The organism is Sulfitobacter sp. NFXS29, assembly GCF_040148765.1.
Lineage (GTDB): Bacteria > Pseudomonadota > Alphaproteobacteria > Rhodobacterales > Rhodobacteraceae > Sulfitobacter.
This window is the reverse complement of the sequence record NZ_JAGDED010000009.1, coordinates 1-17,691: the sequence shown is the minus strand read 5'-3', so window position 1 is coordinate 17,691 and position 17,691 is coordinate 1. Positions and strand designations below refer to the sequence as shown.

The 17,691-nt window shown below is 62.6% G+C and carries 14 protein-coding genes; 11 read left to right on the top strand and 3 right to left on the bottom strand.

Annotated features, from left to right (window positions below; all coding sequences use genetic code 11):
• Window positions 1-4: 4 nt before the first annotated feature.
• From J3456_RS14170 to xylB, 11 genes are all read left to right on the top strand, one after another.
• Window positions 5-1,006 (top strand): 4-hydroxyproline epimerase, encoded by a 1,002-nt coding sequence (locus J3456_RS14170; RefSeq protein WP_349580785.1) that lies wholly within the window; start codon window positions 5-7, stop codon window positions 1,004-1,006.
• 16 nt (window positions 1,007-1,022) lie between these two features.
• Complete coding sequence (gene lhpI / locus J3456_RS14165; RefSeq protein WP_349580784.1) at window positions 1,023-2,720, top strand: cis-3-hydroxy-L-proline dehydratase; 1,698 nt, start codon at window positions 1,023-1,025, stop codon at window positions 2,718-2,720.
• A complete protein-coding gene (locus J3456_RS14160) occupies window positions 2,713-3,879 on the top strand; it encodes a trans-3-hydroxy-L-proline dehydratase (RefSeq protein ID WP_502989508.1) in 1,167 nt (388 codons plus the stop codon). Before lhpI ends, J3456_RS14160 begins: the two co-directional genes overlap by 8 nt.
• A gap of 205 nt (window positions 3,880-4,084) precedes the next feature.
• On the top strand, window positions 4,085-5,143 hold the full coding sequence (locus tag J3456_RS14155) for a LacI family DNA-binding transcriptional regulator (protein WP_349580783.1): 1,059 nt from the start codon (window positions 4,085-4,087) through the stop codon (window positions 5,141-5,143).
• The gene (gene xylA, locus J3456_RS14150) at window positions 5,140-6,435 is read left to right on the top strand and encodes a xylose isomerase (RefSeq protein WP_349580782.1); all 1,296 of its coding nucleotides are present in this window, start codon (window positions 5,140-5,142) and stop codon (window positions 6,433-6,435) included. The genes J3456_RS14155 and xylA overlap by 4 nt, the downstream gene beginning before the upstream one ends.
• 22 nt (window positions 6,436-6,457) lie before the next feature.
• On the top strand, window positions 6,458-7,513 hold the full coding sequence (locus tag J3456_RS14145; RefSeq protein ID WP_349580781.1) for a sugar phosphate isomerase/epimerase family protein: 1,056 nt from the start codon (window positions 6,458-6,460) through the stop codon (window positions 7,511-7,513).
• On the top strand, window positions 7,513-8,649 hold the full coding sequence (locus tag J3456_RS14140; protein ID WP_349580780.1) for a Gfo/Idh/MocA family protein: 1,137 nt from the start codon (window positions 7,513-7,515) through the stop codon (window positions 8,647-8,649). The genes J3456_RS14145 and J3456_RS14140 overlap by 1 nt, the downstream gene beginning before the upstream one ends.
• Window positions 8,646-10,163 carry a sugar ABC transporter ATP-binding protein gene (locus tag J3456_RS14135; RefSeq protein WP_349580779.1) on the top strand — a complete coding sequence of 506 codons (1,518 nt, stop codon included), beginning with the start codon at window positions 8,646-8,648 and terminating at the stop codon, window positions 10,161-10,163. Before J3456_RS14140 ends, J3456_RS14135 begins: the two co-directional genes overlap by 4 nt.
• Window positions 10,164-10,174: 11 nt before the next feature.
• Window positions 10,175-11,173 carry an ABC transporter permease gene (locus tag J3456_RS14130; RefSeq protein WP_349580778.1) on the top strand — a complete coding sequence of 333 codons (999 nt, stop codon included), beginning with the start codon at window positions 10,175-10,177 and terminating at the stop codon, window positions 11,171-11,173.
• A gap of 33 nt (window positions 11,174-11,206) precedes the next feature.
• Complete coding sequence (locus J3456_RS14125) at window positions 11,207-12,154, top strand: ABC transporter substrate-binding protein (protein ID WP_349580777.1); 948 nt, start codon at window positions 11,207-11,209, stop codon at window positions 12,152-12,154.
• A 62-nt stretch (window positions 12,155-12,216) separates the two neighbouring features.
• The gene (gene xylB, locus J3456_RS14120) at window positions 12,217-13,653 is read left to right on the top strand and encodes a xylulokinase (protein WP_349580776.1); all 1,437 of its coding nucleotides are present in this window, start codon (window positions 12,217-12,219) and stop codon (window positions 13,651-13,653) included.
• Between the two features lie 67 nt (window positions 13,654-13,720).
• Here the strand turns inward: xylB and J3456_RS14115 are convergent, their stop codons facing one another.
• The 3 genes from J3456_RS14115 to J3456_RS14105 are packed head-to-tail and all read right to left on the bottom strand — an operon-like array spanning window position 13,721 to window position 17,396.
• Window positions 13,721-15,910, bottom strand: coding sequence for a molybdopterin cofactor-binding domain-containing protein (locus J3456_RS14115; RefSeq protein WP_349580775.1), 2,190 nt, complete (start codon window positions 15,908-15,910; stop codon window positions 13,721-13,723).
• Window positions 15,907-16,893: an FAD binding domain-containing protein gene (locus J3456_RS14110; RefSeq protein ID WP_349580774.1), complete on the bottom strand. Its 987-nt coding sequence runs from the start codon at window positions 16,891-16,893 to the stop codon at window positions 15,907-15,909. Before J3456_RS14110 ends, J3456_RS14115 begins: the two co-directional genes overlap by 4 nt.
• Window positions 16,890-17,396: a 2Fe-2S iron-sulfur cluster-binding protein gene (locus tag J3456_RS14105; RefSeq protein ID WP_349580773.1), complete on the bottom strand. Its 507-nt coding sequence runs from the start codon at window positions 17,394-17,396 to the stop codon at window positions 16,890-16,892. The genes J3456_RS14110 and J3456_RS14105 overlap by 4 nt, the downstream gene beginning before the upstream one ends.
• Window positions 17,397-17,691 lie beyond the last annotated feature (295 nt).

Sequence of the window (17,691 nt, the reverse complement as noted above, 5' to 3'; positions counted from 1 at the left end):
TGACATGACGCAACACATATTTCCTTGTATCGACGGCCACACCTGCGGCAATCCGGTACGGCTCGTCACCGGTGGCGCGCCTCTGCTTAAGGGCGCGAACATGCTGGAAAAGCGCGCGCATTTTCTAGCCGAATATGACTGGATCCGCACCGGCCTGATGTTCGAGCCGCGCGGTCATGACCAGATGTCAGGCGCGATCCTTTACCCGCCGACACGGGATGATTGCGACATCGCCGTGCTGTTTATCGAAACCTCAGGCTGCCTGCCGATGTGCGGCCATGGCACCATCGGCACCGTCACCATCGCGCTGGAAAACGGGCTGGTGACACCTGCCACCCCCGGCCAGTTGCGCCTTGAGACTCCCGCCGGGCGGGTCGATGTGACCTACCGCCAAGAGGGGCGTTTCGTCGAAGAAGTGCGGCTGACCAATGTGCCCGCCTTCCTCCATTCAGAAGGTCTGACGGCTGAGGTCGAAGGCTTGGGCGAAGTGGTGGTCGATGTGGCCTACGGCGGCAATTTCTACGCCATCGTCGAGCCGCAAAAGAATTTCCGCGATATGGCGGATTTCTCGGTTTCTGAACTGGTCGGTTTCAGCCCGAAACTTCGCGCGGCGCTGAACGCGAAATACGAATTCATCCACCCAGAACACCCGGCGATCAACGGGCTGAGCCACATCCTTTGGACCGGTGCCGCCCAAGCGTCCGAGGCCCACGCCCGCAACGCGGTGTTCTACGGCGACAAGGCGATTGACCGCTCCCCCTGCGGGACCGGCACTTCGGCCCGGATGGCGCAACTCGCGGCCAAGGGTAAGCTGAAGGTCGGGGACGATTTCGTGCATGAATCCATCATCGGCTCGATGTTCAAAGGCCGCGTCGAAGCGGCGGCGGAGGTGGCGGGCAAGCCTGCGATCATCCCTTCCATCGCCGGTTGGGCGAGAGTCACCGGCTTTAACACAATCTTCATCGACGAGCGTGACCCCTTCGCGCACGGCTTTGTCGTCACCTGATCTGGAAGGGCTGCCCATGACGCAAATCATTGTTCCCGCCGAGGCTCAAGGCGCGGTGCTCGTCTCGACCGAGGGGTTGAGTTTTTGGGGTGGCGTTGATCCGGCCAGCGGCAAGGTTATCGACGCGCATCACCCGCTTTGCGGGCAATCGCTGGCGGGCAAGGTCCTGTTGATGCCCACCAGCCGGGGATCTTGCACCGGCAGTGGCGTCCTGCTGGAACTGGCAATGAACGGCCATGCCCCCGCCGCCTTGGTCTTTCGCGAGGCCGAAGACATCCTGACCTTGGGGGCGCTGATCGCGGGCAAGATGTTCGACAAGCCGCTCGCTGTGCTGCGTTTGGGGGCCAAGGACTACGACCTGCTCGCCAAAGCGCGCAGCGCGCGGATCACGCCTGAGATGCTCAGCACCGATGCGTGGGATTTGCCCCTGTCCGACAGGCCCGCCCGCGATCTGCATCTTACCGCTGAGGATCAGGCAATGCTTGAGGGTGCCGACGGTCCGGCGGTTCAATTGGCGATGGAGATCACCTGCACCATGGCGCGGGGGCAGGGGGCCGAGAGGTTGGTTGACGTGACGCGCGTGCATATCGACGGCTGCATCTACGCCAGCCCGGCGAACCTGCTTTTTGCCCAGACGATGGCCGATATGGGCTCAAAAGTGCGGGTGCCGACAACGATGAACGCGATCTCGGTCGATCACGGCAACTGGCGCGATCAAGGCGTGCCGCCAGATTTCGGCCTGCCCGCCAGCCGTCTGGCCGATGCCTATGTCACCATGGGCGCACGGCCCAGTTTCACTTGTGCGCCCTACCAATTGCCCGCCCCGCCCGAGCGCGGCGAGTTCATCGCGTGGTCGGAATCCAATGCGGTGATCTATGCCAATAGCGTGCTTGGCGCGCGGACGGTGAAACATCCCGATTTCCTTGACCTGTGTATCGCGCTCACGGCGCGCGCGCCGCTGTCGGGGGTCTATCTGGATGCCCACCGCGCCCCACGCCGGGTGATCGATGTGGCCTTGCCCGCGCAATATGACGAAGCGATTTGGCCGATGCTCGGCTGGCTGGCGGGGCAGGCAGCGCCGGACCGGATCCCGCTGCTGCGCGGGCTGGAAACCGCTGCGCCGAACGAGGATGACCTCAAAGCGCTCTGCGCCGCCTTTGGCACCACCTCCGCCGCGCCGATGCTGCATGTGGCAGGCGTCACGCCCGAAACCGATCTGCCCCCCGTGGCCGAGGCCGATACCCTGCGCATCACGCCCAAAGACCTGCGCCGTGTCTGGCGGCAATTCAACGCGGGGCCTGCGCAGATTGATCTCGTGGCCTTCGGCAGCCCGCATTTCTCGCTTGCGGAATGCCGGGCTTTGGATGTGGCTCTGGCCGGGCGAAAACGGCACCCGAACACAGCGGTTATTGTCACCCTTGGGCATGACACTCTCACGGCAGCGCGTGACGACGGCACCGTGGCGCGGCTCGAAGCGGCAGGCGTGCAAGTCGTGCCCGACATCTGCTGGTGTTCGATCTCAGAGCCGGTTTTCCCGCCCTCGGCCAAGGTGCTGATGACCAACTCCGGCAAATATGCCCATTACGCCCCGGGCCTTTCAGGCCGTGCAGTGCGCTTTGGCAGTATCGCCGATTGCGTAGACGCTGCCGTGACCGGGCGGGCCGGGGAGGCTTTGCCCAAATGGCTGGCCGAAGAGGAGACAAACGATGCGTAGCAGCAAGACCGTTCACGTCATTTCCGCCCATGCCGAGGGTGAAGTGGGCGATGTGATCGTCGGCGGGGTCACCCCGCCCCCCGGCGACACGATCTGGGAGCAGAGCCGTTGGATCGCGCGGGACCAGACGCTGCGCAACTTCGTGCTGAACGAGCCGCGCGGCGGGGTGTTCCGCCATGTGAACCTGCTCGTGCCGCCGAAAGACCCGCGCGCTGATGCGGCCTTTATCATCATGGAGCCGGAGGACACGCCGCCCATGTCTGGCTCCAACTCGATCTGCGTGTCGACCGTCCTGCTGGACGGGGGGATCCTGCAGATGACCGAGCCGGTGACGGAGCTAACCCTCGAAGCGCCGGGCGGGCTGGTGAAGGTCCGCGCGGAATGTCGCAATGGCAAGGCGGAGCGTATCTTCGTGCAGAACCTGCCGAGCTTCGCCGCCCGCATGGATATTCCGCTTGAGGTTGAAGGGCTGGGCACGCTCACCGTCGATACCGCCTATGGCGGTGACAGTTTCGTGGTCGTCGACGCCGCCGCGATGGGGTTTTCACTGGAGGCCCATGAGGCCCATGACATCGCCCGCCTCGGCGTGCGGATCACCAATGCCGCGAATGCCGCGATGCGGTTTGAGCACCCCGAGAACCCCGATTGGCAGCATTTCTCTTTTTGCCTTTTTGCCGGGCCAGTCACCCGCGACGCGACCGGTCTGCGCGCCGGGGCGGCAGTGGCAATCCAGCCGGGCAAGGTCGATCGCTCCCCCACGGGCACGGCGCTCTGCGCGCGGATGGCGCTGCTGCATGCGCGGGGGGAGATGGGGTTGAACGATAGCCTGACCACGGTCTCGCTGATCGGCTCGACCTTTACCGGGCGGATCTTGGGCGAGACGCGCGTGGGCGATCATCCGTCGATCCTTCCCGAACTCTCTGGGCGGGGCTGGGTTACTGGCATCCATCAGCACATGCTGGACCCCGATGACCCTTGGCCCGGCGGCTACCGACTGTCCGACACTTGGGGGGCGCGCGGCTTAGCGCCCATCCCTTTTGCCAAGTTGAACCCCGATCCCCCCGGCCTGAGAGGGGGCGGGCGCGGGGTGGATATTCGCCGCGCTACCGCTGCTCTGGCTCATGGCCTGCATTCAACCCGGCCCGATGCAGGAAGATGAAGTGGCCGTAGGGCGCTGACGCCCTGCTGTTGATTTAAATCCCTTGATAATAACGCTTTACCCGCTGCCTAAGAGCCGGGCGGCGGCTTTGCATTCTGCAAAAATGATATACGTCTATCAAAAATGATTGACGTATATCAAAATATCCTCATAGATAGGGTCAAGACGCGCCGCTTGGGAGGGTTGGCGCGATGGGGGAGGGATCATGACAAGTCCGACGCTGAGCGATGTCGCACGCGCTGCCGGGGTGAGCTATGCCACCGCGGACCGGGTGATCAACAACCGCGGCAATGTGGCCGACAAGTCCATCGCCAAGGTGCGCGAAGCGGTCACGGCACTTGGCTATGTGCGCAATGTCGCGGCGGCCAATCTGTCGCGCGGTCGTATCTACAAGCTCGCATTTTTGACCCCCCGCGGCTCCAACGCTTTCTTCAACCGTATCCGCCAGCACATCGGCCACGCCGCCGCCCATCACGTCAGCGAGCGGGTGACCGCCGAGGTGATCGAGGTCGCAGCCTTCGCGGTGGAAGAGCTGCAAGACAGTATCTCGGCCCTGCTTGAGCGTGATTTTGACGGCGTCGCCATTGTCGGGCTGCAAAGCGCGGCCCTTGAAGCGCCTTTGGCCGAATTGCGCGCCAAAGGGGTGGCTGTGGTGGGCCTTGTCTCCGACCTGCCCCATGCCGCCCGCGCGGCCTATATCGGCATCGACAACATCGCCGCCGGGCGCACTGCTGGGCGGATGGTGGGCCTTGCCCATGGCGGGCAGGGCGGGCAGGTGCAGACCTTTGCAGGCTCGCTCGACGCGCGTGACCATGCAGAGCGCCTTGCTGGATTTCGCGAAGTGCTTACCGCTGATTTTCCGCAGGTTGCGGTGCTCGATCCGATCATGACCAAGGACGATGCACAAGTGCTTCGGGCGCAGACGCAAGAGGTGCTGACCCAGCAAGGGCTGACGGCGCTTTACAACGTTGGCGCGGGCAACAGCGGCCTGATCGCCGCCCTTCGGGGCGGGCAGGGAAAACGCCCCTTTTGCGTGGTGCATGAGCTTGTCGCCCATTCCCGCCAAGCGCTGATGGCGCGGCAGATTGATCTGGTCATCGACCAGCGGCCTGACGTGGAAATCAACCGCGCCTTTACCGTGCTGCGCGCCCTGATTGACGCGAAAGACCTGCCGCCGATGCCGGACCTCGTGCCGACAATTTATGTGCGGGACAATCTGCCCGCCGACGCTTTGACCGATCAGATGAAGGCCCAAGATACATGAGTGATTTCTTTAAAGATATTAAGCCCCTGTCCTATGACCCAGAAGGGTCTGACCTGGCCTTTCGGCATTATAATCCTGACGAAGTGGTCATGGGCAAACGGATGGAAGACCACCTGCGCTTTGCCGTGGCCTATTGGCATTCCTTTGCGTGGCCCGGCGGCGATCCCTTCGGCGGCCAGACATTCGACCGCCCGTGGTTTGGCGACACGATGGACATGGCGCGCCTCAAGGCCGATGTGGCGTTTGAGATGTTTGATCTGCTGAACGCGCCTTACTTTTGCTGGCACGACGCCGATATCCGCCCCGAGGGCGATACCTTTGCCGAGAGCCTGCGCAATTTCGAAGAGATCATCGACTACCTCGGCACCAAAATGGAAAACTCCAAGACCAAGCTGCTTTGGGGCACCGCGAACCTCTTTGGTCACCGCCGCTTTATGTCGGGCGCGGCCACCAACCCCGACCCGGAGGTTTTTGCCTGGTCCGCGGCGACGGTCAAAGCCTGTATGGATGCGACCCACAAGTTGGACGGCCAGAACTATGTGCTCTGGGGCGGGCGCGAGGGCTATGAAACCCTGCTGAACACCGACCTGAAACGCGAACGCCAGCAGGCCGGGCGGTTCTTGCAGATGGCGGTGGAGTACAAACACAAGATCGGCTTCAAGGGCGCTATTCTGGTCGAGCCGAAGCCGCAGGAGCCGACCAAGCATCAATATGATTTCGATGTCGCCACCGTTTACGGTTTCCTCAAGGAATTCGGGCTGGAGGGCGAGGTTCAGATGAACATCGAACAGGGCCACGCGATACTTGCGGGCCATTCGTTCGAGCATGAGCTGGCGCTGGCGTCCTCATTGGGGATTTTCGGCTCCATCGACATGAACCGCAACGACTACCAATCGGGCTGGGACACGGACCAATTCCCCAACAACGTGCCCGAGGTGGCACTGGCCTATTACGAGGTGCTCAAGGCAGGCGGGTTCACCACCGGCGGCACCAACTTTGACGCCAAGCTGCGCCGCCAATCGCTCGACCCGCTCGATCTGGTCGCGGCCCATGCAGGGGCAATGGATGTCTGCGCGCGCGGCTTCAAAGCCGCCGTCGCGATGCTGGAGGATGGCACGCTCGAAGCCATGCGTGATGCGCGTTACGCGGGGTGGGAGAGCCCCGACGCCAAGGCGATGCTGGAAAGCGATCTGGCCAGCATCGCGACGCAGGTTGCCAAAGACGGCATCAATCCGCAGCCCCGCTCGGGCCGGCAGGAAATTCTGGAGAATATCGTGAACCGGTTCGTTTGAGCCGGGGAGAGGGAGGACCACCATGAAAACGATTAAGGGACCAGCGCTGTTTCTGGCGCAGTTTGCAGGCGACGAAGCGCCGTTTAATTCTTGGGACAGCATCACCAAATGGGCTGCCGATTGTGGGTACAAAGGTGTGCAGGTGCCCAGTTGGGACGCACGGCTGATCGACTTGGCCAAAGCGGCGTCGAGCAAGGATTACTGCGACGAATTCAAGGGCAAGGCAGTCGAGAACGGCGTAGAGGTCACCGAGCTTTCGACCCACCTTCAGGGCCAGCTGGTCGCCGTGCCCCCGGCCTATGACACCGCATTCGATGGCTTCGCCGTAGAAGAGGTGCGCGGCAATCCCAAGGCGCGTCAGGAATGGGCGGTAGAGCAGGTGAAAATGGCGCTTTCGGCGTCCAAGAACATGGGCATCGGCGCACATGCGACCTTCTCGGGCGCGCTGGCTTGGCCCTATGTCTACCCATGGCCACAGCGCCCTGCGGGGTTGATCGAAACGGCCTTTGATGAGCTGGCCGCGCGTTGGCTGCCGATCCTGAACCACGCCGAGGACTGCGGCGTCGATGTCTGCTATGAGATTCACCCCGGCGAAGACCTTCACGACGGCATCACTTATGAGATGTTCTTGGAGCGCACGGGCAATCACGCGCGGGCCAACATGCTCTATGATCCCAGCCACTATGTGCTGCAATGCCTTGATTACATTGATAACATCGACATCTACAAAGACCGGATCAAGATGTTCCACGTCAAGGATGCGGAGTTCAATCCGACGGGTCGGCAGGGGGTCTATTCAGGCTACCAAAGCTGGACGGACCGTGCCGGGCGGTTCCGGTCGCTGGGCGATGGTCAGGTTGATTTCGGCGCGGTCTTTTCCAAAATGGCCGCGAATGACTTCGATGGTTGGGCCGTGGTTGAATGGGAATGCTGCCTTAAGCACCCCGAAGACGGCGCGCGCGAAGGGGCGCAGTTCGTCTCTGATCACATCATCCGCGTGACCGACAAAGCCTTTGACGACTTCGCCGATGGCGGCACTGATGAGGCGGCAAACCGCAAGATGCTGGGGATCGACTGATGGCACGTATTCGACTTGGCATGGTGGGCGGCGGCAATGACGCCTTTATCGGCGGGGTGCATCGCATCGCCTCGCGCATCGACGACCGGTTCGATCTAGTGGCAGGCGCGCTATCGTCGACCCCTGAAAAATCCGCCGCCAGTGCGGAGGCTTTGGGCATTCCGCGTTCCTACGGCAGTTTCGAAGAGATGGCCGAGGCCGAAGCCGCTCGCGAAGATGGGATCGAGGCGGTTTCAATCGTCACGCCCAACCACGTCCATGCCGCCGCCGCCAAGGCGTTTTTGGCCAAGGGCATTCATGTGATCTGCGACAAGCCGCTGACCTCCACGTTGGAGGATGCAGAGGCGCTGGAGGCGGCGGTGGCTGATGCCGATGCGCTTTTCATCCTCACCCATAATTACACTGGCTACCCGATGATCCGCCAAGCGCGGGCGATGATTGAGGCGGGCGATCTGGGCGATATTCGCATTGTTCAGGCAGAGTACCCGCAGGATTGGCTAACCGCGCCGATGGAGAACGAAGGCGTCAAACAGGCCGAATGGCGGACCGATCCTGCGCGGTCGGGCGCTGGCGGCTCGGTGGGCGACATCGGCACTCATGCGCATAACCTTGCGTGCTTTGTAAGCGGTTTGCAGGTCGAAAGCATCGCAGCCGATCTGCAATGTTGGGGTGCGGGGCGCAAGCTCGACGACAATGCGCATATGATGCTGCGGTTTGCGGGCGGCGCGCGTGGCATGCTGTGGTCAAGCCAAGTGGCCCCCGGCAATGAAAACGCGCTGAAGCTGCGGGTCTATGGGGAAAAGGGCGGTCTGGAGTGGTCGCAAGAGGATCCGAACTACCTGTGGTTTACGCCGCTCGGCGAACCCAAACGCCTGATCACCCGCAACGGGGCCGGGGCGTCGGAAGCCTCGCAGTCGGTGAGCCGTATTCCCGGTGGTCACCCGGAAGGCTACCTCGAAGGGTTCGCCACAATCTATAATGAGGCCGCCGATGCGATCCGCGCGGTGCAGGGCGGGGCGAGCCGTGAAAACGCCATGGGTGTGCTGCCCGGCATCGCGGCGGGGATGGACGGAATGCGGTTCATCAATGCCTGCGTGACCTCTTCGGCCAATGACGCGGCGTGGACAAAACTATGAGCAATAGCCCCGTTCTTGCCCTGCGCGACGTGAGCAAAAGCTTCGGCTCGATCGAGGTGCTGCACGGCGTGACCCTCGCGCTGGAGCCGGGGACCGTTCACGCGCTCATTGGTGAGAACGGGGCGGGCAAATCCACCACGATGAAGATTATGGCGGGCTATCAACTGCCCTCTAAAGGCGATGTCGAACTCGACGGCGCGCCGGTGCGGTTCAACAGCCTGCACGAAGGCGAGATGGCCGGGATCGTGATGATCCATCAAGAGTTCAATCTGGCCGAACAGTTGACGGTTGAGCAGAACATCTTTCTGGGGCGTGAGCTGAAACGCGGGCCGCTGCTCGACAAGGCCGAGATGCGGCGGCGCACGCGCGACTATCTTGATCGGGTGGCCTGCAACGTTTCTCCGGATGCGCTGGTGTCGCGCCTGTCGAACTCCGACAAACAGATGGTCGAAATCGCCAAAGCCCTGTCGCGCGATGCGCGGGTGTTGATCATGGATGAGCCGACGGCGGTGCTGACCAAACGCGAGACCGATGTGCTGTTCAAACAGGTCGCGGCGCTGCGCGCGGCGGGCACGGCAGTTCTGTTCACCTCGCATAAACTTGATGAGGTTGCCGAGATCTCGGACCATGTGACCATCATGCGCGACGGGGCGGTGGTGCATTCGGGGCCAAGCGCGGACATCACCGAAGACGAAATGGCCACCGCCATGGTGGGCCGGGATGTATCGGACCTCTATCCGGCGAAGCCCGGCGTGGCACCGGGCGCGCCAGAGGTGCTGTCAGTCGAAAACCTCAGCGTGCCGGGCTTTGCCAGCAACGTCTCATTTTCGCTGCGACAGGGCGAGATCTTGGGGCTGGGCGGGCTCATCGGCTCGGGCCGGACTGAGGTGATGGAAGGGCTGGCGGGGCTGCGCCCGGCGACGTCGGATAGTGTCACGCTTTTCGGCCAGCCGATGCAATTCAAACGCCCCAGCGACGCGCAGCAGGCCGGGCTGTGCTACCTCACCGAAGACCGCAAGCTGCGCGGGCTGCTGCTGGAACGCGGTATGCGTGAAAACCTGACGCTGCAGAACTTGCATAAATTCGGCGGCTTCCTGATCGACCGAGGTGCCGAGGAAACGGCGCTGACCCATGCGATCAGCGAATTCGACATTCGCGCGGGCAGCCGTGATGTGCGTGTGGGCAATATGTCGGGCGGCAACCAGCAAAAGCTACTGCTGGCCAAGATCATGCTCTCTGAACCGCGCATCCTGATCGTCGATGAACCCACCCGCGGGATCGACATCGGCACCAAACAACAAATCTATGCCTTCCTGCGCAACTTGGCCGATCAGGGTCATGCGATCATCGTGATCACCTCTGAAATGCCCGAACTTATCGGCCTTGCCGACCGTGTGATGGTCATGCGGTTGGGCGAGGTCAGCGGCACGCTGAACGCGGATGAAATCACGGAAGACGCGATTGTGCGCCTCTCGATGGGGCTGCGCGCCGAACAAATGCCGATGACGGCCTAAGGAAACCGAAGATGACAGATGTAACCACACCTCACACCAAAAGCTTCCGGATGCCGTCGATGTCCGTCCTCGGGCCAATCATCGCGCTGATCGTCCTTTTGGTCATTGGCGCGCTGATGAACTCGAACTTCCTGAGCGCGGCGAATATCACCAACGTGCTTGCGCGCTCGGCCTTCATCGGGATCATCGCGGTGGGCATGACCTTTGTCATCACCGCCGGGGGGCTTGACCTCTCTGTCGGGTCGATGGCGGCCTTTATCGCGGGGCTGATGATCTTGGTGATGAACGCCGCCTTGCCAAGCCTCGGTGTCGGCGTGCCGATCATCCTGTTGGGGATGTTCACGGCCATCGTCGCGGGGCTGCTGGCGGGGTTGTTGAACGGCTTTTTAATTACCGCGCTTGGTATTGAGGCCTTCATCGTCACGCTCGGGTCCATGGGCATCTACCGCTCGCTGGTGACGTGGCTGGCCGATGGTGGCACCCTGTCACTCGATTTCGGGCTGCGCAGTTTCTACCGGCCCGTTTACTTTGACGGGATTCTCGGGATCAGTTGGCCGATCATCGTTTTTGCGCTGGTGGTCATCATCGGCGAAATCATCATGTCGCGCAGCGTCTATGGCCGCCACTGCGCAGCCACGGGCTCCAACGAACATGTCGCGCATTATTCCAATGTGAACGTCAACCGCACGCGGCTGATCTCTTATGCCGCTTTGGGCATCTTGGTGGGCATCGCCACGATCATGTATGTGCCGCGCCTCGGCTCGGCTTCGGCCTCGACCGGGGTGCTGTGGGAGCTTGAAGCCATCGCTGCCGTTATCATCGGCGGCACGGTTTTGAAGGGCGGTTTTGGCCGGGTCTGGGGCACCGTCATCGGCGTGCTGATCCTAAGCCTGATCGGCAATATCCTGAACCTTACTGATTTCGTGTCGCCATATCTCAATGGGGCGATCCAAGGGATTATCATCATTCTCGCTGTGATCCTACAGCGCGAAAGGAAGACGGCGCTTTAAGCCGTAGTTGAACGCTTCATGGGAGGAGCAAAAATGACATTTACCAAAACATTCATCGCCACTGCGCTGGCCACGGCTGTCGGTACGGGCGCCTTTGCCCAAGAGACCAAGGTTATCGGCGTCTCGATCCCGGCGGCGACCCACGGCTGGGCGGGGGGCATGAACTTCCACGCCAAGGAAACCGTCGAGCGGCTGGAAGAGGTCTATCCCGATCTCGACTTCGTTCTCGCCACCGCCTCGGACCCCGGCAAACAGGTGAACGACATCGAAGACATGGTCGCCACACGCAACATTGACGCGCTGGTGGTACTGCCGTTCGAATCCGATCCGCTGACCCCGCCGGTGCAAGCCGTGGCAGACAGCGGCGCATGGGTGACGGTGGTTGACCGTGGTCTGTCGGTTGAAGGTATCCAAGACCTCTATGTCGCGGGCGACAACAGCGGCTTTGGCAAGGTCTCGGGCGAGTTCATGGCCCAGCAAATGCCCGATGGCGGCGATATCGTCGTGCTGCGCGGCATCCCCACCACCATCGACAACGAGCGTGTTGAGGGGTTCAATGCGGCGATTGAAGGCGCCGGGATCAACGTGCTGGATATGGAACACGGCAACTGGAACCGCGACGACAGCTTTACCGTCATGCAAGATTTCCTGTCGAAGTATCCCAACATTGACGCGGTTTGGGCCTCGGACGATGACATGGCGATTGGCGTTCTGGCCGCGATTGAGGCCGCAGGGCGCGACGATGTAAAATTCGTGCTCGGCGGTGCTGGTATGAAAGAGATGATCAAACGCACTGCCGATGGCGACGCGATGATCCCGGCCAACGTCACCTACCCGCCGTCGATGATCGCCACAGCGATTGAGCTTACCGCCGTGGGCCTCACCTCCAACGCGCCGGTTTCGGGCACATTCGTGATCGGCTCGGTGCTGGTGACGCAAGAGAACGCGATGGATTTCTACTATCCTGACAGCCCGTTCTGATGAACAGCGCCACCGGCAGGCTGCCGGTGGCATTTTCCCACTTGTGAAGTAATGAGTACCGCATGACCTATCTCGGCTTGGACCTAGGCACCTCGGGCGTCAAAGCGCTTTTGATCGACGAAGGCCAAAGGGCCTTGGCCGAGGGTCATGCCCCGTTGGAGGTTCAGCGCCCGCACCCGATGTGGAGCGAGCAGGACCCTCAATCATGGATCACCGCCTGCGAGGCCGCGATTGCGCAGATCCGCGCGGCGGCCCCTGTGCACTTTGCAGCGCTGCGCGGCATTGCCGTGTCGGGCCAGATGCACGGGGCCACCCTGCTTGACGCGAACGACCGGCCTCTGCGCCCGGCAATCCTGTGGAACGATGGCCGCGCCCACGCCGAATGCGCGGAGTTGGAAGCGCACGCCGATTTTCGCGGGCTAGGCGGCAATATCGTCATGGCAGGTTTCACCGTGCCCAAGTTGCGGTGGGTGCAAAAGCATGAACCTGAGGTTTTCGCACAGGTCCGCAAAGTTCTGTTGCCCAAGGACTATGTCGGCCTTTGGCTGACAGGCGAACACGTCTCGGAAATGTCCGACGCGGCGGGCACGCTTTGGCTCGACGTGGCCAAACGCGATTGGTCGGATGAACTGCTCGCCGCGACGGACCTTTCGCGCGATCACATGCCGCGCTTGGTCGAGGGCAGTGCGCGCGCGGGTGGGCTGCGGGCCGAGCTTGCCGCCGATTGGGGCGTCAGCAACGTCGCCGTTGCGGGGGGCGCGGGCGACAACGCGGCCACCGCCGTGGGGCTGGGGCTGGTGCAACCGGGGCAGGGGTTTTTGTCACTCGGCACGTCGGGCGTGCTTTTCACCGTGACCGGCCGTTTCGCCAGCAACACCGAAAGCGCGGTGCATAGTTTCTGCCACGCCGTGCCCGAGACATGGCATCAGATGGGCGTGATCCTATCGGCCACGGATGCTTTGGCATGGCTGGGGCAGATCACGGGACAAAGTCCCGCAGCCTTGGCGGGCATGGTTAGGGATGTGACCGAACCCTCTCCCATCACTTTCCTGCCCTATCTCTCAGGCGAACGCACGCCGCATAACGCGCCCGACGCCACCGGTGCCTTCCACGGGCTGCGCCGGGGGCATGGGTTGCCCGACATGGTGCAGGCCGTGATGGAGGGGGTCGGCTTTGCCTTTGCCGATTGCTGTCGCGCACTGGAGCAATGTGGCTCCCTGCCAAAGCGTGTTTGCGTTGCAGGCGGGGGCAGCCAGTCAGAGACTTGGTTGCAGATGATCGCCGACATCACCGGGCTGACCCTCGACGTGCCGGAAAGCGGTGCGCAGGGGGCGGCGCTTGGCGCGGCGCGGCTGGCGATGCTGGGCAGCGGGGAGGCGGCGCAGGCCGAGGTGATACACCCCCCGAAGATCCGCAAAAGCATCGCGCCGAACCCCGCGCTTGAAGGGGCCTATGCGCAAAGCTACGCGGCCTACCGAAAGGCGTGGACGGGGGGCTGACGCGCTGACCGCCAGATCATAATGATAGACAGAGCAAGGGGCGACCAATGGGCCGCCCCGTCGCCAATCACATCCCCGCAATCACCTTGTCCAACGTGGCGGGATAGTCGCGCACCCGCACCCCGGTGGCGTTGTAGATCGCATTGGTGATCGCCGCAGCCGCGCCGCAGATGCCCAACTCACCGATCCCTTTCGCCTGCAGCGGGTTGGCCCAATCGTCACGTTCCTCCAGCAGATCGACGGTCAGTTGCGGCACATCGGCGTTCACCGGAATGTGGTATTCCGCAAGGTTGTGGTTGGCCACATGCCCGTCGCGCGGGTCAAAGGCCAACTCCTCGGTCAGCGCGATGCCGATGCCAAAGGTCATCCCGCCCAGACATTGCGAGCGCGCCGTCTTGGCATTCAGGATCCGACCTGCGGCGAAAGTGCCGTGCATCCGCCGCACCCGCGTCTCGCCCGAGGCGGCATGCACCGCGACTTCAGCGAAATAGGCACCGAATGTCGCCTGCCGCACCGCCTCGGAAGTGTCGCCGGGCAGCACATGGCCAAGCTTGGCAATCTCATCGCCGTTCAGGATCTCGCTCAAGCTCTGGGTCTGATTGTCGAAAGTGGCCATGCCATCTTTCAGCGTCAGGTCATTTTCGTCCACCTCCAGCCGCTCGGCCAATTGTTTGCGGATCGCCTCACAGGCCAGATAGACAGAGGTGCCGCTCGACGACGCGCCCCAAGACCCGCCAGAGCCAGAGGCCGGAGGCAGCGTGGTGTCGCCCAAGACCACCTCCACGGCATCGCGCGGCAGACCCATCATATCGCCCGCGATTTGCCCCAAGATCGCATAGGTGCCGGTGCCGATATCGGTCATATCCGTCTCGACCCGCAGGCGGCCATCGGGCATCAGCGTCACGCGGGCTTGGCTCTCCATCAGCACGTTGATCCGCGCCGCCGAGGCCATGCCGTATCCAATCAGCCATTCCCCCTCGCGCCGTTCCTTGATGCCGGGGCGGTCGGCCCAGCCAAAGGTCTCGGCCCCGCTGTCAAGCGCCTCACGGAAGCGGCGAGAAGAAAAGTCTTTGCCGCTTTCGGGGTCTTTTTCGGGGATGTTGCGGCGGCGCAGTTCGACCGGGTCCATGCCGATCTTGTCGGCTAGTTCATCCATGGCCCCTTCGAAAACGGTGACGCCCACCGCTTCGCCCGGCGCGCGAACAGAGCCTGCGCAGAGGCGGTGCACCCGTGCCAGATCCATCGACATCTTGCGGTTCGCCCCGGCATAGAGGAAATGCGAGGCTTGCAAAACCGGCTCGGCAAAGGTCTCTCCGGGCAGGTTGGACACGCGGGCGTCATGGCCCAGACCGGTCAACTTCCCCTCGGCATCGGCGGCAAGCCGGACACGCTGCGTGGTCTCTGACCGGCGCATCGTCGCCTCATAGACCTGCGGCCGTTGCAGGGCGACAGAGACCGGGCGGCCCACTTCTTTTGCCGCAATCGCCGCCGCGACCGCCTCGGGTGCGATCCCAAGTTTCGAGCCAAAGCCACCGCCGACATAGGGCGACAGGATGCGCAGCCGGTCGGGGTGAATACCAAGCGCGTCCGACAGCTCGTTGCGGTTGTATTTCAGCATCTGATAGCTGCCGCGCAGGGTCAAGTCATCGCCGTCCCACGACGCGATAGAGGCATGCGGCTCCATCGGGGAGCTGGAGTGCGAGGGGGTGGTATAGGTCACATCGACGGTAAATGCGGCCTCCTGCATCGCGCCATCCAGATCGCCCTGATCCAGTGTTTTCGCCTCTTGTGGTTCCACCGCCGCCGTCGCGGGATCGACCGGCATGACCTCGCCGTTTTCAAGTTCCACCTTCAGCGATTGCGCCGCATGGCGGGCCTGTTCAAAGCCTTCGGCAACCACGACCGCGATCAACTGCCCAAGATAGGCGGCGTGCTCCGGCCCCTGAATCGGGGCTTTGTTCGCGGTGCCTTGGGCGGGGTTGCGCAGCAGGCGTTCGTCTTGGATCACGGCCAAGACCCCCGGCATCTTCGCTACGTCATCCCGATTGGCCAAAACCACGCGGCCACTGTTGCCTGGGGCACGGACCATCACGCCATGCACCATCCCCTCGACCTGCCATTCGTTGGCAAAGGTCGCCGTGCCAGTGACTTTCAGCGGCCCCTCGGGGCGGTCAAGCGGCGCACCGACAAGACCCTGCGCCATATCATCAAGCCTGCGTGCGGTGGCAGGCGCGTCCATCTTGAATTGCTCGGTCATTGCTGGGCCTCCGCGGTAAGTTCGCCTAGCACCGACACCAGCGTGCGGCGGGCAAGGGGGATTTTGAAATCATTCGCACCGTAGCCTTTGGCCTCGGCCAGCAGCAGATCGGCGGCTTTGTTGAACAGGTCTTGCGATGGCGCTTCACCGGTCAGCAGGTCCTCAACCTCAACATTGCGCCAAGGTTTCGGTGCCAGCCCGCCAAAGGCCAGATCGGCGCGGGTGATCCGCCCGTCTTGCACTTCGACGATCCCGGCCACAGAGACGAGCGCGAAGGCATAAGAGGCCCGATCCCGCACCTTGCGGTAGGTCTGTTTGCCCTCGACCGGCGCGGGCAAAACCACAGCGGTGATCAACTCGCCCGCTTCAAGAACGGTCTCTTGATCGGGTCGATCTCCCGGCAGAAGATAGAGATCATCCAGCGTCAGGCGGCGGGTGCTGCCGTCTTCTTTCAGCGTTTCCACCTCGGCCCCGAGGGCGCGCATGGCCACGGCCATGTCGCTGGGATGGGTGGCGATGCAATGCTCCGACGTGCCCAGCACGGCGAGGATGCGGTTAAACCCGTCTTTCGCCGAACAGCCCGTGCCCGGCTCACGTTTGTTGCACGGCATGGCGCGGTCGTAGAAATACAGACACCGCGTGCGTTGCAGCAGGTTGCCGCCCGTGGTCGCCTTGTTGCGCAGCTGTCCGCTGGCCCCGGCCAGCAGTGCGCGGCTCAGCACTGGCCAGCCCTTGCGCACGCGGGCGTCATTGGCCAAATCGCTGTTGGTCACCAAGGCCCCGATGCGCAGCCCGCCGTCGTTGGTCTCTTCGATCTCGGCAAGGTCCAGACGGTTGATGTCGATCAGCGCCTCGGGGGTCATGACCTCTAGCTTCATCAGGTCCAAAAGGTTGGTGCCCCCGGCGATGAAAGTGCCACCGCCCGCCGCTTGGCGCGCTGCGGCTTCTGTGTTTTCGGCGCGGGTATAGTCAAAAGGTCTCATGCGTTTTCTCCCGCGGCTTTGCGGATCGCCTCGACGATATTGGGATAGGCCGAACAGCGGCAGAGGTTGCCGCTCATCCGTTCCGAGATTTCTTCGGGCGTCAGGGCGGCCTTGCCGCTCAGATCATCGGTCACATGGCTGGGCCACCCGTTTGAGATTTCCTCAAGCATCGCGGTGGCCGAGCAGATCTGACCGGGGGTGCAATAGCCGCACTGAAACCCGTCTTCGCTGACAAAAGCCTCTTGCAGCGGGCTGAGGTTGCCGGGCTGGCCGATGCCTTCGATCGTCGTGACCTCATCACCGTCATGCATACAGGCCAATGTCAGGCAGGCGTTGATCCGGCGACCGTTCACCATGACCGTGCAGGCGCCGCATTGCCCGTGATCGCAGCCCTTCTTGCTGCCGGTCAGTCCAAGGTGGTGGCGCAGGGCATCTAAAAGCGTTGTGCGGGGATCAAGATCCAGCCGCTGCTCGGTGCCATTAATGGTCAATTTCGTTTCCACGGCAAATTCCTTTGGCTAAATGGGAGCGAAGGGGCAGAACCCTCCGGCTATCGGCTGCTGCGGGACGTAGGGCGGCGAAGTTGGGCGGCAAGCGGTTGGGCGCGGCGGAAGCGGAAGCCTCGGGGTTCGCGGTGCTAAATTACATAATGCTGATTACAAGCGCGGCGTCTGTAGCCGCAAAGCGATAATGTCACCCTTAAGCAAAGCAGAAGTGTCACTCTGTCCTCGGTTTGGGATGAGGATGTGTGGACATGGGATGGGTGATGATGAGCGAGCGCGAGTTGAACCGCGTGGA

Excerpts from the sequence above, each read along its gene's own strand:
- J3456_RS14170 (WP_349580785.1), top strand. The coding sequence starts at position 5 with ATGACGCAACACATATTTCCTTGTATCGACGGCCACACCTGCGGCAAT.
- lhpI (WP_349580784.1), top strand. The coding sequence starts at position 1,023 with ATGACGCAAATCATTGTTCCCGCCGAGGCTCAAGGCGCGGTGCTCGTC.
- J3456_RS14160 (WP_502989508.1), top strand. The coding sequence starts at position 2,713 with ATGCGTAGCAGCAAGACCGTTCACGTCATTTCCGCCCATGCCGAGGGT.
- J3456_RS14155 (WP_349580783.1), top strand. The coding sequence starts at position 4,085 with ATGACAAGTCCGACGCTGAGCGATGTCGCACGCGCTGCCGGGGTGAGC.
- xylA (WP_349580782.1), top strand. The coding sequence starts at position 5,140 with ATGAGTGATTTCTTTAAAGATATTAAGCCCCTGTCCTATGACCCAGAA.
- J3456_RS14145 (WP_349580781.1), top strand. The coding sequence starts at position 6,458 with ATGAAAACGATTAAGGGACCAGCGCTGTTTCTGGCGCAGTTTGCAGGC.
- J3456_RS14140 (WP_349580780.1), top strand. The coding sequence starts at position 7,513 with ATGGCACGTATTCGACTTGGCATGGTGGGCGGCGGCAATGACGCCTTT.
- J3456_RS14135 (WP_349580779.1), top strand. The coding sequence starts at position 8,646 with ATGAGCAATAGCCCCGTTCTTGCCCTGCGCGACGTGAGCAAAAGCTTC.
- J3456_RS14130 (WP_349580778.1), top strand. The coding sequence starts at position 10,175 with ATGACAGATGTAACCACACCTCACACCAAAAGCTTCCGGATGCCGTCG.
- J3456_RS14125 (WP_349580777.1), top strand. The coding sequence starts at position 11,207 with ATGACATTTACCAAAACATTCATCGCCACTGCGCTGGCCACGGCTGTC.
- xylB (WP_349580776.1), top strand. The coding sequence starts at position 12,217 with ATGACCTATCTCGGCTTGGACCTAGGCACCTCGGGCGTCAAAGCGCTT.
- J3456_RS14115 (WP_349580775.1), bottom strand. The coding sequence starts at position 15,910 with ATGACCGAGCAATTCAAGATGGACGCGCCTGCCACCGCACGCAGGCTT.
- J3456_RS14110 (WP_349580774.1), bottom strand. The coding sequence starts at position 16,893 with ATGAGACCTTTTGACTATACCCGCGCCGAAAACACAGAAGCCGCAGCG.